The organism is Bacillus sp. CH_48, assembly GCF_038008465.1.
In the GTDB taxonomy this organism is placed as follows: domain Bacteria; phylum Bacillota; class Bacilli; order Bacillales; family Bacillaceae_G; genus Bacillus_A; species Bacillus_A thuringiensis_S.
This window is the reverse complement of sequence record NZ_JBBOZF010000001.1, coordinates 1,848,315-1,865,657: the sequence shown is the minus strand read 5'-3', so window position 1 is coordinate 1,865,657 and position 17,343 is coordinate 1,848,315. Positions and strand designations below refer to the sequence as shown.

Sequence of the window (17,343 nt, the reverse complement as noted above, 5' to 3'; positions counted from 1 at the left end):
ACTTTCAACTATGAAAGTAGCTTTTCTTTTCCTTTCTCCTTCTTCGGAAAAACCACATATGAAAATGAAATCGCTGTATCAACTAAAAATATAATTGCCCACACTTGGCTCACGCGACTTGCAGCTTTATTTAAAACGATTCCCGATTCTAACCAATTACCCCATTGTTCAAATGGAATAAATCCATACGCGAAGAAAAAGAATATGTGCACACCAACGAATAAAACAAGATGTAATACCCAATTTTTTATTTCCTGCTTTGCATAGGCCATACCTGTTAATTCTACCTGTTCTTCAATAATAGGCGCCGGTTCATTACGCCATTTCGCAACTAGCTTTTGCGCAAATATATCAAGCTTCTTCAAATCCTTTTTCCCGTAGAAAACTGCATACAATAAAATAATTACAGTAATGATTTGAAAATTAGAGAACTTTCCTGTTTGATAATAGTCCACTGCCCCTAATGTTAAAATAAACACTTCATTTACGAGGAGTACAATCCCCATAATAAAGCTCGCCTTTTTCAAACGGAATCCGTAACGGAGTAAAAAGAAACCGATAGCTGATAACCAAAATACAATTTCTGCCCCAATTAAAAAATACCAACGATATTCTGCGAGTATACTCATTTATCCTTCTCCTTTTCATCATAAATATGAAAAGCTTCATCCATATATATTAAAAGTTCTTCTTCAATTGGATACATGCTCATTTTCTGTGAATCTTCCTTCGATTTTCTAACTTCCCATAACTTATCTAAAAATGCTTCGTCACCATTAGCCATTTCTAAACACTTCTGCATTAATTTTTTCGTTGCCCCTTGTACCTCATCATTAGCAGCTTCTTTACCTTCCTTCATAAAAGTACGGAATCGCTTTAATAAATCTACCCATTCTAAAACATTCGGATCTTCTTCACTCATATTCGGCAAATTGTGAAGCAACTTTTGTTCTTCCTTTGAAAACACTTCATTTTGGAATATTTCACGTATACGAGGAGACTGTTTCGAAAGCTGAATAAGTTCAAACATAACTTTCCAATCAAGATCTCCCTCCACATCTACCGAATAAACAACAGCTTGTAAAACACGCTCCATTCGATTAAATTTCTTTTGTTCTTCCTGTACAAACCGAAGTTGTTTTTCAAGAGAATCCTTTAAGTTAAGCTCACCTTTTACTAACATATTCGCAGCCTCTTTTAATGAAAATCCCATTTCCTTTAAAAATAAAATTTGTTGCAGCCTTATTACGTCAACTTCACTATATAAACGATGCCCACCTTCTGTTTTCCCGCTCGGCTTTAACAAATCTATTTGATCGTAATAACGTAATGTACGTACTGTAACCCCTGTTTCTCTCGTCAATTCTTGTATTGAAATCACTACCATCACCTCTTCCCCTTCATTATAAAAGATGACGTTACGTAACTTTCAAGTAATTTGTAAAAAAATACAAAAAGCTGTTTATACAAAGTGTATAAACAGCTTTTATGGAAATAACCCCTTTTGTATGGCGCGCCCACAAAATAAAATAAGTGCTCCAACAACAACACTCGTTGCCGTTTTATGATAATGGGCTAATACTAATAAATAATACGTTAAACCTACAGTACCAATCATAATACAAATACTTGGCACTGGATTACGAGAAAAGTTTTGCATTCCCCAAAGAAGCGCAAATATAGCTGTAGCGACACATAACACCGGTAATTCCATCCCAGTTCCCCTTTTTCTATCTATTATTCTTTGTTGCTAACACACTCGTCGATGCCATACTTATTAATAAACCAAAACCAATCCTTATATATTTAAACGTTTAATCTAATTGAAATCTCTCAAACTTATCATTTATTTTCTTTCCCCCTTACTCCAGCGTAAAGATTTCCTCCACCTTCACTCCAAAATACTTGGCGATTTTTAAGGATAACTCTAGACTCGGATTGTAATGATGATTTTCAATCGCCACTATCGTCTGCCGCGTCACCTGCATCGCCTTTGCCATTTCAACTTGCGTTATATGATTTTGCTTTCTTAACTCTTTTATTTTATTTTTCACACCCATAGGCTCCACCTTCAAAAGTAAAGATATCTTTACTTAAATTATAAATATTTTCCAGTAACGAGTAAAGATATCCTTACAAATTTTAGAAAAACATTTCACTAAACATCTACTCTAACAAAGTACAAGAGTAGTTCAATTTATATCAGCGTTTTTTTAATATATCGACATCGATAGCACTATAAGCATAAGAAAGAAGCTGTCCCAAAATATCTTTTGGAACAGCTTCTTCGTCCTACTACATAAATCCTAACGCATATACAAGAACGTATCCAAGAATAGAAAGGCAAACCGAGCCGATCAGCCCCGCCACGAATGCTTTACTTCCTAACTTACGGAACGTTTTAAACTCTACATTTAAACCAAGCCCCGCCATCGCCATTGCGATTAGCATATAAGCAATGACAACAATGTATCCCGCAACAACTTCTGGAATAATCCCAAGCGAATGCACTGCACTCATTGCTAAAAACCCGAAGATGAACCACGGAATTGGAAGTTCGCGCCATGATCTTTTTTCCTCGCTACCTTCACTCTTACCAAACCATAATCCGATTAAAATCGCTACTGGCACAAGCATTGCAACGCGCGTTAGCTTCACGATAACTGCGATATCTACAGCCGTGCTTCCTCCTGGCGCCGCAGCTGCGATGACATGAGCGATTTCGTGAAGCGTCGCACCTGAGAATACACCGTAACCGTATGGAGATAAACCAAGCACTGGATATAATAACGTATAAATAAGCGTAAATATAGTACCTAAAATTGCGATAATCGCTGCTCCAACTGCTGTTTCGTCATCTTTTGCTTTCACTTGCGGTGCAATTGCCACGACCGCTGCCGCACCGCAAATTGCTGTTCCACACGCTGTTAAAATTCCGAGTTTCTTTTCTACTTTAAATACTTTCGTTAGTCCATATACAACGAAAATCGTAAATGCAATAACAACCGCAGCGATGACCAATACTTTCGGCCCTGCCTTCGCAATATCAACAAGATTTAATCGCATTCCAAGTAAGATGATCCCAAAGCGAAGTAACTTCTTACTCGCGAAATTCGTTCCAGCTATCGCTTCTTGTGGAACTCCGATAGCTGCTCGCCAAACCATCCCAATTAGAATAGCAATTACTAATTGTCCCATAATATTTAAAAATGGAAGCTCTGCTAAATATTTCGCGGCAATTGCGATTAATAATGTAATCCCAATTCCTTGCGAAAATCCAAAGCCCTTCTTCTTTTGTATAACAAGTGTTTGTTCCACTTTGAACCACTCCAATAATCGTATTGGAACATGCATGTTCTTTCTACTTACATTATAAGAGAGTTTCTATAATAAGTTTAATACCAATACCAAATCTCTATCATCAGAAATACTTATGATAAGATGATAGAAAAAGAAAGGAGCCCATCACATGAACGTAGACATTTTAAAAATATTTGTTACTGTCGTTGAACAGAAACACTTCTCACGTGCAGCAGAATTATTAAACCTTTCACAACCTGGCGTAAGTATGCATATACGCAACTTAGAAAACGAATTTGGCACTACTCTTATTCAGCGCTCCCCAAAGCACGTCCAAGTGACGGAGGCTGGAAACATACTATATATACATGCAAAGCAAATGCTCTCTCTTTACGAAGAAGCCAAACAAGAAATTAACGAATTACATAACGTTGTAACAGGAACTCTTCGCATCGGTGCTAGTTTCACAATTGGCGAATACTTACTTCCAAAAATACTGGCTAACTATGCGAATGAAAATCCACACGTCGAAGTTCATACCTTTATCTCAAATACAGAAGACGTTTTACAAAGCCTTCGCTCTAATCAAATCGATATCGGCTTAGTGGAAGGGCAAGTCGTATTCGCCGACGTTGACGTTGAAACGTTTATGCAAGATGAAATGAAGCTCGTCGTTCCGCCAAATCATCCACTGCTCCGCACAAATGAAATAAATGAAAGTACACTCCAAGATCAAGTATGGGTATTAAGAGAAAGTGGTTCTGGTACACGCGCTTATAGTGACCGCTTTATTCATCAACACCATTTGAAAATGAAACGATTCTTTACATTTAGTAGTATCCAAAGCGTTAAGGAAGCAGTTAGTGCCGGACTTGGCATCGCTATACTTTCTGATTGGACTGTACGAAAAGAGCTACTGGCAAAAGAGCTATTCCACGTCGAAGTTCCAAATGAACAACTCATCCGTCCATTCTCCATCGTGCGCGGCAAATACTTCATCCCGTCTAAAGCCATTCAGGTTTTTTTAAATCATGTAGACTCTTTTGCGAAAAAACAGCATTGACCTTCACATTAGTGTGAAGGTTTACAATACATGTAAAAGGAGTGAAACACATTGCGAATTGGAGAATTATCAAAAGAAACTGGCGTTAGTGAAAGATCACTAAGACATTACGAAGAAAAGGGACTACTCCCTTCTAAGCGCCTCGCAAATGGCTACCGTGATTTTAATGAAAGTGCCATCGAAAAAGTAGAACTTATTCAAATGTACTTACAAATTGGCTTAAATTTAGAAGAGACGGCAAGGATGCTGCGTTGCCTTGCAATTGAACCGCACCTATACGACAATCCGTGCAGCAGCATTCTTACGCTTTATGAAGATAAACTCAATGAAGTAACAAAGCAAATCTCATTGCTTTCCAACATCCAAACAAATTTGCAAAAACACGTTTCACTCCTAAAACAAGCAAAAGAAAAGGGATGATTACATGTTTGTTATACATGGCAGTTCAAGACAAAACGGAAATACAGAAGCTTTAACACATATAATGATAGAGGGCATTGAAACAGAACAAATTCACTTGCGAGACCATACAGTCCATCCTATTACAGACCAACGTCATGATGCAGAAGGATTCCAACCTGTAAATGATGATTATGAGCAGTTAACGAAACGCATGTTAGAGCACGACACAATTATCTTTGCTACACCGCTATACTGGTACGGAATGAGCGGACATATGAAAAACTTCGTCGATCGTTGGTCACAAAGCTTGCGCGATACATCTCTTCATTTCAAAGAAAAAATGAAAGGCAAAAAAATGTATGTTGTCATCGTTGGCGGAGACAATCCTAAACTGAAAGCATTGCCGCTTATCACTCAGTTTCAATACATCTTTGATTTTGTTGGTTCATCATTTGAAGGATATATTATTGGGGATGCGAATGGACTAGATGAAATCCAAAACGATGCTGAGGCGCTGGCAAAAGCACAATTGTATAATAATAAATTCAAAAATAGCGAACAGAAATAAGTTTGACAAAAACGATGACATCACATCTCTCGAACAAGAATACGCAAAATTATTAACTCAAATTCAAAAATGTAAAGAAGTACTCTAATGTCTTCCCTATATATCGACGGGACCTTCCGCATTTCCCAAGAAATATTGAAACTTCGACATATAAAAGTAAAAAGCCGTGCTGATGCACGGCTTTTTACTTTTATATACGGACAGCAGTCCCGCTCACCGCAACCATTAGCATTCCTTCGCGAACTACTTCGTAATCCACGTCGATACCAACAATTGCATTCGCATTTTTTTGTCTTGCGAAAGTTTTCATTTCTTCCATTGCGATGTCGCGCGCTTCTTTTAATTTACTTTCATAAGCACCCGCGCGACCGCCGACAACGTCACGAACAGAAGCGAAAAGGTCACGAACGATATTCGCGCCCATAATCGCTTCTCCATTGACGATATCGATGTACTCAATAATTTCTTTTCCTTGAATTGTAGACGTTGTTGTTACAATCATGCTTTATAGCCTCCCATATAAGATTTTCACTTACTTATGGTGCACTAATTCAGCAGAAATTATATTTATGAACTGAACTGAGCTTCGTATAATCGGCTGTATCCTCCGCCTTGCTCAATTAGTTCCTCATGCGAACCTTGTTCTGCAATACCATCTTTATTTACAACGACGATACGATCTGCATTTTTAATCGTTGCAAGCCTGTGAGCGATAACTAATGTTGTACGGCCGACAGATAGTTCTGCAAGCGATTTTTGAATCGCTAGTTCCGTCTCTGTATCTAATGCAGAAGTCGCTTCATCTAATATTAAAATTGGTGGGTTTTTCAAGAACATACGAGCAATCGCTAGACGCTGTTTCTGTCCACCAGAAAGTTTCACACCACGCTCACCGATAACGGTATCTAAACCGTCTGGTTGTGAGTAAATTAAGTCTTCTAACTGCGCACGTTTTACCGCCTGCCAAATTTCAGCTTCTGACGCCTTTAAATTTCCGTAAGCAATATTTTCACGAATCGTTCCTGAGAATAAGAACACATCTTGCTGCACAATTCCAATTTGTTTACGAAGTGAAGATAATGTCATATCTTTCGTATCAATACCATCAATTTGGATTGAACCAGACGATTGTTCATAAAAACGTGGGAGTAAACTACATAACGTTGTTTTTCCAGCTCCTGATGGTCCAACGAACGCAACCGTTTCACCTGCATGTATGTTCAAACTAATGTCATTTAAAATCGGTTCTTTATTTTCATATCCGAACGTAATGTTGTTATATTGAATATCACCATGTACATGTTTAACTTCCATCGCACCTTTAGAGTCTACAATATCTGGCTCTGTTTCAAGAAGCTCTACATATCTCTTAAAACCAGCGATCCCTTTCGGATAGCTTTCGATTACCGCATTAATTTTTTCAATTGGGCGGAAGAAAATATTCGTTAATAGAACGAATCCAATAAATCCACCGTACGTTAATTCACCTTGCAGAACAAACCATGTACCGCATATTAAGACGAAGAGTGTTACGAGACGCATGAGCATATAACTAATCGATGAATTTAATGCCATAATTTTATACGCCATTAATTTCGTTGTGCGGAAACGAGCGTTGTTAACAGCAAATTGCTCTTTCTCAAACTTTTCATTTCCGAATGCTTGTACTACGCGAATACCACCAACATTATTCTCAATACATGCATTGAAATCAGCAACGTCTGAGAATAAACGTCTAAATGTACCTGTCATTTTTTTGTTGAAGTAAAGTGCTAACCATAATAAGAATGGAATGACGAAGAACGTTAATAGCGCTAACTTCCAGTTGATCATCATCATAAATGAAAATGCCCCAACTAAAGTCATAATAGCGATAAATAAATCTTCTGGTCCATGGTGAGCAATTTCCCCAATTTCCATTAAGTCGTTTGTAAGACGTGAAATTAAATGACCTGTTTTATTATTGTCAAAAAATCTAAATGATAGCTTTTGAATATGATCAAATAATTTCTGCCTCATATCCGTTTCAATGTTAACACCAAGCATATGTCCCCAATATGTAACAACATATTGTAAGCCTGCATTTAATATATACACTGCAAGTAAACCGAAACAAGCCCATAAAATAAGCGTCCAGTTTTGTCCTGGCAATAACTTATCAATAAATTGATTTACGATAAGCGGGAAGCCAAGTTCTAGTAATCCTGCGACAACCGCACAAGAAAAGTCGAGTATAAATAAACCTTTATACGGTTTATAGTAAGAAAAAAATTTACGCAGCATATCTTACCTCCATTTTCCAAAATTAAAAAGACTCTCTAAATGATAACCATTATCAAATAATTATTCAAGTTATCCGTCTATGAAACTAAAAATAAGATTTTTGGTATTTGTCATTTTTTCCAGAGAGTCGATATATTCAAATAATCGCCGATATAAATTTCATTTACTAACTACCCTCCCCCAAAACAAAAAAAGGTACCACCACAAGGTGATACCATTCCTTCTATTACATCGCTTCCGAATCCCACTCATGCTCCTGCTCAACGAATACAATACCTAATTCGTGATGTCCACCAGCATATAATGCAGTTTGTGCAAGACGAAGCTCACCATTTGTATCTAATACTTCTAATTTACAAAATGCTCCTGTCGTCTTCGTTTGAAGCGCATCATAAAATTCCTCGGCGCTTTTTGGAATGACTCCATTTACTTTCGTAATAATTTCTCCAGGTAGTAATTTTAGCTCTGCTCCAATTGTATTTGGGATTGTATCTAGTACAACGAGCCCATCATTGCGTGCAGCAAAATACGCTGGTCTTGTTTCATCAGTAATTTTCTCTTGCATCGAAATTGTGAAACGCCCAAGCATTGCGACTCCCATCGCGATAATTGCAAGTACATGCCACCAGTAACTTGCGATTCCTAAAACGAGCACAAGTCCTGCTAACCCATAAACACGTCTTCCTGTAAATAATAAAGCTTCCGTCGGCTCATAACTTTTAATCTTTCTCATAAATCCAATTAAAAATGGAACGAGAAATAGAGAATATGTATTTGAACCTATTGAAACGACAGGCCACCATGAAATAAACTGCGTTACCGCATCACCCGGTACAAGAATAAAAATAGGAACGATCCATAAACGCTTTGATTCGTGTAAACCAATCTTTAATCCACGCTTCCCCTTCCTAATCTTCGGTGTAGAATATCCTACTGCGTTTTTAGAAATCAATAAGCCTTCTACAATAAGCATAACGCCTAGCAAAATAGCAAGGGATACAATGGTATTCTCTTCACCTTCTCGAAGCTGTAAGAAGGAAACTGGTAGCTTAGAAGATAATAGAACACATACAATCGCAATGCTAAATGTATAAGCCGCTGATAAATATCGATACATAGCCGTTAATCCAAATAGTAATGTCCAAATTAAAATGGCCCATAAGCTTGCTTTAGAAACAACAAGTCCAAGCCCAATCGTAATAATAGATACTACTAATCCGTATCCAATCCCTGCAAATAGAGAGGTTCGCAGTTCAAACCAAATATCATAAACTTTAAAAGAAAAATCTTTTCGTTCTCTTAACATACGTAAGTATCCAACGAAGATACTACTTATTACAAATATATAGACAGCAGGGTGTAAGAAAAAACGTCCAACTGCCCGCATTATTTCAAAAATCCACGACTCCACGAACTCATTCACCACCATTTATATCATTCTTTCTTTTTATATTATCATAACTAAACAAACGTTTGTTTAACACAAAAAAATACAGGCAGCAAACTGCCTGTATTTCTTCTTATTTTGCCATTAATTTTAATGCTGACTGTAATTGTAGATCATTTTCTCCAGAACGGATTTTTTCGATAATTTTAGTTTGAATCGCTTCAGCTGTCTTTTTATCAAGCTGTCCTGTCGCTTCCATTTCATTCGCATTTTGGAATGCTTTCAGCGCTGATTCTGTCTCTTTACTAAAGTATCCATCTTCACGACCTGGTACATATCCTAAGCTCTTAAGCATTTCTTGAGCATGTTTTACTTGTACATCATTTGAATTGTATGAAAGTGTTTTTTCAATTTGAATTGGTGTCGCATGATAATAATTTGGTTGCTTCACTTCTACTGTTGGCGCGATTCCTTTTTTATGAATCCAGTTCCCATCCGGTGTTAACCATTTAAACATCGTTAATTTAATGTTGCTGCCGTCTTTAAATGGAACAGCTTGCTGGACAGTACCTTTACCAAATGTCTTTTCACCAATTAAATCGTATCCTTCTCCTTCCTTCAGTGCACCAGCTAAAATCTCTGAAGCAGAAGCACTTCCATTATCAATTAATACTGAAATTGGATATGGTTTTCTCTCTTTCAGTTCCGTAGAGAATTTCTTCTTCTCACCATTTCGCTGCTCTACTTGTAGCATCGGCTTTTTATTCGTCATAATTTCTCCCAGTATATCTTCTACACTATTTAAATAGCCACCAGGATTACCACGCACGTCAATAACTAAGCCTTTTATATTTTTCTTCTCTAACTCTTTTAACTGATCCTTAAATTCCTTCGCTGTATTTTCAGCAAAAGAAGTGATTTGCATATAACCGATATCTCTTCCGCTCTCTTGCTTCACAGAACTAAACACTGTAAAGATCGGAATTTTTTCACGCTTAATTTTAAATACAATCGGATCAGTTACTCCCGCACGTTTAATTTCAATTGCGACAGTCGTTCCTTTTTTACCACGGATCTTTAATACTGCTTCTTCACGTGATAAGTCTTTCACACTGTTTCCATCTACAGATAAAATTTGGTCATTCGGTTTAATTCCTATCTTTTCTGCTGGTGAACCTTTAATTGGCGATACGATAATAAGCTTATCGTCCGTTTTGTTCACCTCAGCCCCAATCCCCTCTAATTCAGGATCAAGCGATTCACTAAACTGTTTGGCTGTTTCTTTATCCATATACGTGGAATAAGGGTCCTTCAGCGTAGACAACATGCCTTGTATTGCACCTTCAACTAACTTTTCATCTTTCACGTCTTCCACATAACGTGAATCAATTAGTGCATACGCCTCATTAATTTTTGCCAAATTCCCTTGCGCAGTGCTAGCATTCCCACTCGAAATTGTTTGCGTTACTTCTGCTGGGTTAACCCCAAATACAGACATGCCTGCAAACATTCCGCCAGCACCAATTAAAAATGCAACAACCATTCCAATAATTGCAACTCTACGTTTCAATGCGGAATTCCCCTTTCCAAAACACACAGGTGGTGTAGCAAAAGGCATCACACAGTGTGTGATGCCTTTACCTATTTCTACTATATGATAAGCTTGTACGAATTATGTTTGCAACTTTTTATACTTTTAAGAAACGACGAATTGACATTACACTTCCCCACATACCGATTAACGCACCGATTAACACTAGTAAACCAGCTAATTGGAATACGAAAGGACTGTATGGTAGAAGCTCGAAAATTGTTCCGCCAAGTTTTTCGTTAAACACACCTTGCAACGAATTATACGTAACTAGAATTAGGCCAATTGGAATAATTGATCCTAATACTCCTAAGAATAACCCCTCTAGCAAGAATGGCCAACGAATGAACCAGTTTGTTGCACCAACAAGTTTCATAATTTCAATTTCTGTACTACGAGCATAAATTGTAATTTTAATTGTGTTAGAGATTAAGAACATTGCTGTGAATAAAAGACCAGCAATTAACGCAATCCCAATGTTACGACCAGTTTTTACAGTATCAAATAATCGTTCAACTTGCCCTTTTCCGTACTGAACATTACTGACAAACTGCATTTTTTCAACCTTCTTCGCGATTGTCGCTGTATCTGTTGGTTCTTTTGCTTTTACAACGAATACGTTTTTAAGTGGGTTATCTTGTTCAAATAACTCAAACGTTTTTCCGCTATCACCTAAGCTTTTAATTAAACGTTTTAACTCTTCTTCTTTAGAAGAATATTTAATAGAATCTACTTTTGCAATCTTACTCATATCTTCTTCTAATTTCTTTTGATCAGCTTCTTTCGCAGCTGGATCAATGTGTACACGAATCTCTACATCTTGCTCTACTTTCGTCGCAAAATGGTTCATATTCATAATCGCTGTTAAAAAGACACCTACAAGTAATAATGTAACTGTTACTGCACTAACAGAAGCAAATGTCATCCATCCGTTACGTGATAGATTCTTTACACCTTCTCGCAAATGTCGACTAAGGGTCTTAGCCTTCATATCCGTATCCTCCCTCAATCTCGTCTCGAACAATTTTTCCGCCTTCAATCGCGATTACACGATGACGGATTGTATTTACGATATCTGCATTATGCGTCGCCATAACAATTGTTGTACCACGCTCATTAATGCGAGTAAAAATCTTCATAATATCAAGAGCTGTTTCAATATCTAAGTTACCTGTTGGCTCATCGGCAATTACAACCTTTGGTCGATTTACAATCGCTCTTGCAATCGCAACACGTTGTTGCTCTCCACCTGAAAGTTCACTTGGAATTGCATCTGCACGATCTTCAAGACCTACAAGACCTAAAACCTCTGTTACACGCTCACGAATTGCATCTGGTTCTTCTTCAATTACTTCTAAAGCAAACGAAACATTCTCATATACCGTTAATTTAGGTAGTAATTTAAAATCTTGGAAAATTACGCCTAATTGACGACGAAAATATGGAACATCTCTTTCTGCCAATGTTTCAATAACAAGTCCATTTACATTAATTGATCCTGTAGATGGCTTCTCTTCACGATACATCATTTTAATAAATGTAGATTTTCCGGCTCCACTCGGTCCAACTACGTATACGAACTCACCTTGTTTAATGTTAACTGTAAGACCAGCAATGGCTTTCATACCATTCGGGTACTCCTTATAAACATTCGTCATTTTTATCATTATTTATCACCCAATACTTAATGATTTTTTTCGAAATACTTTTCTGTACATCTGAAAATAAAAGACATCCTTCATTTTCACTTAGTCATCCTTGTTGAAGGTAGTTTACTTATGCTTTCTCATAAGCAATACCACTCTATGTAATATATTTCAGCAAAATTCTACAAACCCCATTGTAACATCAAACGGTTTCCAGTTCGGATACATTTTTGTTACAGTTATGTTACATAAATGAAAAGGAAAACGAGTTGACCTATATTATCAACTCGTCCAGTTCACCTTTTTTATTTATGTTCAGCTAACCATTCAGATACTTTTTTCGCATCTTCACCTTGAATAAGTCCTGGTGACATTGAACCGCGGCCTTTTTTAATAATCTCTTCGATATCTGCAGCGTCGTACTTACCGCCTACTTTTCTTAAATCAGGTCCAGTTGCCCCTGATAAATCTGTCGCGTGACATCCAGCACAACTTCTTTGGAAAATTTGTTCTGCGCTGTCTGTGCTTGCAGACTGTTTCGAAGACTTACTCTCTTCTTTATTTCCGCATGCTCCTAAAGCAAAAACAACTGATGTCCCTAGCGCAATAGCCAACAATTTCTTTTTCACTTCTATCGCTCCCCATTGTTGATATTCTTTTTATTCCTAACACACTCATTTTCATTATAAGCATTATCTTTATATAGAAAAACTAAGGTGTATTTCATATTCCTCAAAAATACAGTGAGAACCTTGATAAAATAAAGCTTTCATAAGTTGTTTCAATTCTGTGAACAGCTTAAAAAACTTCTATAAAGAATCCTTTTTAAAAGGAAAATTAGAAATGTTCTATATAAATCTTTACCCTATTATCGCTCTATTTTACTATTCTCTACTTTTTACAAAACAATATACACCATTGTAATCTACATATAATCCCATCAAAAAGAGAAGTTGTCGTTTCCAACTTCTCTTCCTCTTTACTTCATCTATAAAAATAAAATCAAATTCTTTATATCCTCTATATCCTCAGCGTGGGCCAACAATTTAGTTGGCTTTTTTTCACTTATTAGATGCGAGAACGTAAGTAGGCATCAATAAATGGATCAATCTCTCCATCCATAACTGCTTGTACGTTACCAACCTCCGTATTTGTACGGTGGTCTTTTACAAGAGAATACGGGTGGAATACGTAAGAACGGATTTGGCTACCCCATCCGATTTCTTTTTGTTCCCCGCGGATTTCATCTAATTGTGCCTGTTGTTCTTCTAGTTTCTTTTGATATAATTTCGCTTTTAACATCTTCATCGCATGCTCACGGTTTTTAATTTGAGAACGTTCCGACTGACACGTTACAACTGTATTTGTCGGTGTATGTGTAATACGAACTGCTGAATCTGTCGTATTAACGTGCTGCCCACCCGCTCCACTTGCGCGGTACGTATCAATTTTTAAATCTTCTGTACGTACTTCAATTTCAACTTCATCATTGAACTCTGGTACAACTTCACAAGATACGAACGACGTATGACGACGACCTGAAGAATCAAATGGTGAAATACGTACAAGACGATGTACACCTTTCTCTGCTTTTAAGTAACCGTAAGCGTTATGACCTTTAATTAATAAAGTTACACTCTTAATACCAGCTTCATCACCTGGTAAATAGTCAACCGTTTCTACTTTAAATCCACGTTTTTCAGCCCAACGTGTATACATACGTAATAACATAGAACCCCAGTCTTGTGACTCAGTTCCACCTGCACCTGGATGTAATTCTAAAATTGCATTATTTTTATCATAAGGATCACTTAATAGTAACTGAAGCTCATACTCATTCATTTCTTGAATTAAGCCTTTTACTTCTGACTCTAATTCCTCATGTAAATCTTCATCGTATTCTTCTTTTAAAAGCTCATGCGTTACTTCTAAATTTTCGAACGTTTCATCTAATTGACGGAAACTTCCAACCATATCTTTTAACGCATTCGCTTCATTAATTACAGCTTGCGCGCCTTGTTGGTCATCCCAAAATCCTGCGCTCATCATTTTTTCTTCTAATTCTGCAATTTGTTTCTCCTTAGTAGGAAGGTCAAAGAGACCCCCTAAAAGCCGCTAATCGCTTAGCCATTTTCTCTAATTCCTGTCTAATTTCTACTAATTCCATTTCCTTCACCTCTATGTAATTGCTGTTACTTTCGTATGAAAACAAGGGAAACTCTCTCCACTTATTACGGAGAGAGTTTAACCCTTCTTAATTATACATTTTTGATATAAAAGTTTGCAAAACAGCCAAAGCTACCGCCCTATATTACTGAACAATACCACAGCAGTTTTTATATTTTTTACCGCTACCACATTTACATAAATCGTTGCGGCCCACTTGGTCACCTTTTACAACTGGCTTTTTCTTCGCTTCTTCGCCGTCGCTAGATGGATGAACAGCTTCACCTTGAACAACTTCTTGACGTTCTAAGTTTTGTTCAATTTCAGCTTTCATAATGTAACGAGAAATTTCCTCTTCAATAGAAGCAACCATTGACTCGAACATCGCAAATCCTTCCATTTGGTACTCACGAAGTGGATCAATTTGACCGTAAGCACGTAAATGAATACCTTCACGAAGGTGATCCATCGCATCAATATGCTCCGTCCATTTTGTATCTACAACGCGGAATACAACAACTTTCTCAAACTCACGCATTTGCTCTTCTGGCATAAGCTTTTCTTTGTCATTGTAACGCTCTATTAATTTCGCGATAATCGGTTCGCTCATTTCCTCAGGAGCAAGGCGACGTAATTCTTCTTCTTTTACGTCTCCTTCTTGAAGAAGGTTTGTATTTAAGTAGTCAACAAGACCTTTAATGTTCCAATCTTCTTCAATTTCCTCTTGTGTGTGAAGCGCAACAGCACGTTCTACTGTAGATTTCATCATACCTTCAATAATGCCACGTAAGTTTTCCGATTCCATTACTTCTTGACGCTGCTTATAAATCACTTCACGTTGCTGACGAAGTACATCATCGTATTGTAATAACTGCTTACGTGCATCATAGTTATTTCCTTCAACACGTTTTTGTGCAGACTCTACCGCTCGAGAAACCATTTTACTTTCAATTGGCTGGGAATCATCCATACCAAGACGATCCATCATTGCTTTCATATTATCTGAACCAAATCGGCGCATTAATTCATCTTCCATCGATAAGTAGAACTGCGTCACACCAGGATCCCCTTGACGACCAGCACGACCACGTAACTGATTATCAATACGACGGCTTTCATGACGTTCTGTACCGATAACTGCTAGACCGAAGATTTTCACATCATCTCCAAGCTTAATATCTGTACCACGACCAGCCATATTCGTCGCAATCGTTACAGCACCTTTCATACCAGCTTCCGCAATAATATCTGCTTCACGTGCATGGTTTTTCGCATTTAAAATGTTATGACGTACACCTTTACGCGTTAACATTTTTGAAATAAGCTCTGAAGTTTCAATTGCAACTGTACCTACAAGAACAGGTTGCCCTTGTTTATGACGATTTACAATATCCTCAACAACAGCATTGAACTTACCTTCCATTGATTTAAAGATTAAATCAGCACGATCATCACGAATAATCGGTTTGTTTGTTGGAATTACAATAACGTTCATATTGTAAATGTTACGGAATTCCTCTTCCTCTGTTTTCGCTGTACCAGTCATACCAGATAATTTTTCATACATACGGAAGTAGTTCTGGAATGTAATTGTCGCAAGTGTCATACTTTCATTTTGAATTTCTACACCTTCTTTTGCTTCAATTGCTTGGTGTAATCCTTCGCTATAACGACGACCTTTCATAAGACGACCAGTGAATTGGTCTACAATTACGATTTCGCCTTCTTGTACAACATAATCTGTATCACGGTGCATAACAACGTGTGCACGAAGCCCCTGATTAATATGGTGAAGAAGTGCTACATGTTTTAAATCGAATAAGTTTTCAATATGGAAAGCTTTCTCTGCTTTCGTAATACCATCTTCTGTTAACATTACATTTTTCGTTTTCACATCAAATGAATACTCTTTTTCATTTTCTAACGTACGAACGAATGCATTTGCAAACATGTATAGCTCTGTTGATTTTTGAGCTTGTCCCGAAATAATAAGCGGCGTACGTGCTTCATCGACTAAAATAGAATCGACTTCATCGATAATAGCAAAATGAAGTGGACGTTGAACGCACTGCTCTTTATATAAAACCATGTTGTCACGTAAGTAATCGAATCCAAGCTCATTATTTGTGCTATACGTAATATCAGCAGCATAAGCCTCTTGTTTCTCTTCGCGTGACATACTATTTAAGTTAATTCCTACCGTTAAGCCAAGGAACTCATGAAGTTGTCCCATTTCGTTCGCATCACGTTGTGCTAAGTATTCATTGACTGTAACAACGTGAACACCTTTTCCTGTTAAAGCATTTAAATATACAGGTAATGTAGATGTTAACGTTTTACCTTCACCCGTTTTCATCTCAGAAATATTCCCTTCATGTAAGGCAATACCACCCATTAACTGTACGCCATATGGACGCATTCCAAGAACACGAGTTGCCGCCTCGCGAACAACTGCAAAAGCTTCCGGTAGTAGATCATCTACTGTTTCACCTTTTGTTAGACGTTCTTTAAATTCAAGCGTCTTTCCTTTTAATTGTTCATCAGTTAGTGGCTTAATAGATGACTCTAATGCATCAATTTGCTCAACTGTCTTTTGCATACGTTTAATTTGGCGTTGGTTTACATCAAACACCTTTTTTAAAATACCGATCATAGGAAATACGCTCCTCTTTTATTAAAATAAAACTTCCGATTGTTTTCTTTTTCTCTATTACAATCAGTCGTTGTAAAAATCAAATGTATGTTATGCCAATTTTTCTCCTAATTAAAAAAACTAAAATGTATATACCTAATGATAATTGTAACACTTGTCTTATAACTATGACAACAATCGGCCGAATGTCAGGCCTTATATTCAAAAAAAGTTTTCATTTCATTTGTTCCAACAAACTAATATGTCTTTTCTCTATCCCTCTATTGCAAATTTCGTATTAAATA

17 protein-coding genes are annotated in these 17,343 nt (G+C 37.1%); 3 read left to right on the top strand and 14 right to left on the bottom strand.

What is annotated here, in order from left to right:
- Positions 1–8 precede the first annotated feature (8 nt).
- The 5 genes from N2V92_RS09140 to N2V92_RS09120 form a co-directional block, all read right to left on the bottom strand.
- Positions 9–629 (bottom strand): hypothetical protein, encoded by a 621-nt coding sequence (locus tag N2V92_RS09140; protein WP_000025200.1) that lies wholly within the window; start codon positions 627–629, stop codon positions 9–11.
- The gene (locus tag N2V92_RS09135) at positions 626–1,387 is read right to left on the bottom strand and encodes a MerR family transcriptional regulator (RefSeq protein ID WP_042596627.1); all 762 of its coding nucleotides are present in this window, start codon (positions 1,385–1,387) and stop codon (positions 626–628) included. The genes N2V92_RS09140 and N2V92_RS09135 overlap by 4 nt, the downstream gene beginning before the upstream one ends.
- Positions 1,388–1,486: 99 nt before the next feature.
- Positions 1,487–1,714, bottom strand: coding sequence for a hypothetical protein (locus N2V92_RS09130; protein ID WP_000422656.1), 228 nt, complete (start codon positions 1,712–1,714; stop codon positions 1,487–1,489).
- A 148-nt stretch (positions 1,715–1,862) separates the two neighbouring features.
- Positions 1,863–2,060, bottom strand: coding sequence for a helix-turn-helix transcriptional regulator (locus N2V92_RS09125; RefSeq protein WP_000538364.1), 198 nt, complete (start codon positions 2,058–2,060; stop codon positions 1,863–1,865).
- 235 nt (positions 2,061–2,295) lie between these two features.
- Positions 2,296–3,318 (bottom strand): YeiH family protein, encoded by a 1,023-nt coding sequence (locus N2V92_RS09120; RefSeq protein ID WP_000438421.1) that lies wholly within the window; start codon positions 3,316–3,318, stop codon positions 2,296–2,298.
- A 151-nt stretch (positions 3,319–3,469) separates the two neighbouring features.
- Here N2V92_RS09120 and N2V92_RS09115 point away from each other — a divergent pair, with 151 nt between their 5' ends.
- The 3 genes from N2V92_RS09115 to N2V92_RS09105 are packed head-to-tail and all read left to right on the top strand — an operon-like array spanning position 3,470 to position 5,333.
- A complete protein-coding gene (locus N2V92_RS09115) occupies positions 3,470–4,363 on the top strand; it encodes a LysR family transcriptional regulator (protein ID WP_001100014.1) in 894 nt (297 codons plus the stop codon).
- 51 nt (positions 4,364–4,414) lie between these two features.
- On the top strand, positions 4,415–4,783 hold the full coding sequence (locus tag N2V92_RS09110) for a MerR family transcriptional regulator (protein ID WP_001219215.1): 369 nt from the start codon (positions 4,415–4,417) through the stop codon (positions 4,781–4,783).
- 4 nt (positions 4,784–4,787) lie between these two features.
- Positions 4,788–5,333, top strand: a complete 546-nt coding sequence (locus N2V92_RS09105) for a flavodoxin family protein (protein ID WP_042596630.1) — start codon at positions 4,788–4,790, stop codon at positions 5,331–5,333.
- 190 nt (positions 5,334–5,523) lie between these two features.
- On the opposite strand, the gene N2V92_RS09100 is transcribed toward N2V92_RS09105, so the two are convergent.
- From N2V92_RS09100 to secA, 9 genes are all read right to left on the bottom strand, one after another.
- On the bottom strand, positions 5,524–5,835 hold the full coding sequence (locus N2V92_RS09100) for a heavy metal-binding domain-containing protein (protein WP_000637523.1): 312 nt from the start codon (positions 5,833–5,835) through the stop codon (positions 5,524–5,526).
- Positions 5,836–5,900: 65 nt separating this feature from the next.
- Positions 5,901–7,616: an ABC transporter ATP-binding protein gene (locus N2V92_RS09095; RefSeq protein WP_000944606.1), complete on the bottom strand. Its 1,716-nt coding sequence runs from the start codon at positions 7,614–7,616 to the stop codon at positions 5,901–5,903.
- Between the two features lie 226 nt (positions 7,617–7,842).
- The gene (locus tag N2V92_RS09090) at positions 7,843–9,045 is read right to left on the bottom strand and encodes a PDZ domain-containing protein (protein WP_000261257.1); all 1,203 of its coding nucleotides are present in this window, start codon (positions 9,043–9,045) and stop codon (positions 7,843–7,845) included.
- A gap of 91 nt (positions 9,046–9,136) precedes the next feature.
- Positions 9,137–10,573 (bottom strand): S41 family peptidase, encoded by a 1,437-nt coding sequence (locus tag N2V92_RS09085; protein WP_000830306.1) that lies wholly within the window; start codon positions 10,571–10,573, stop codon positions 9,137–9,139.
- Between the two features lie 118 nt (positions 10,574–10,691).
- On the bottom strand, positions 10,692–11,585 hold the full coding sequence (ftsX, locus tag N2V92_RS09080) for a permease-like cell division protein FtsX (protein WP_000645028.1): 894 nt from the start codon (positions 11,583–11,585) through the stop codon (positions 10,692–10,694).
- Positions 11,575–12,261, bottom strand: coding sequence for a cell division ATP-binding protein FtsE (gene ftsE / locus N2V92_RS09075; protein ID WP_000594331.1), 687 nt, complete (start codon positions 12,259–12,261; stop codon positions 11,575–11,577). Before ftsE ends, ftsX begins: the two co-directional genes overlap by 11 nt.
- A gap of 284 nt (positions 12,262–12,545) precedes the next feature.
- Positions 12,546–12,869 (bottom strand): cytochrome c551, encoded by a 324-nt coding sequence (gene cccB, locus N2V92_RS09070; protein ID WP_000727971.1) that lies wholly within the window; start codon positions 12,867–12,869, stop codon positions 12,546–12,548.
- 439 nt (positions 12,870–13,308) lie between these two features.
- Positions 13,309–14,407 (bottom strand): peptide chain release factor 2 gene (gene prfB, locus N2V92_RS09065; RefSeq protein ID WP_097807990.1). Its coding sequence is split into 2 segments (ribosomal slippage): positions 13,309–14,334 and positions 14,336–14,407, totalling 1,098 coding nucleotides; the frame shifts between segments, so codons are not numbered across the junction.
- Positions 14,408–14,551: 144 nt separating this feature from the next.
- A complete protein-coding gene (secA, locus tag N2V92_RS09060; RefSeq protein ID WP_000579374.1) occupies positions 14,552–17,059 on the bottom strand; it encodes a preprotein translocase subunit SecA in 2,508 nt (835 codons plus the stop codon).
- Positions 17,060–17,343: the final 284 nt, after the last annotated feature.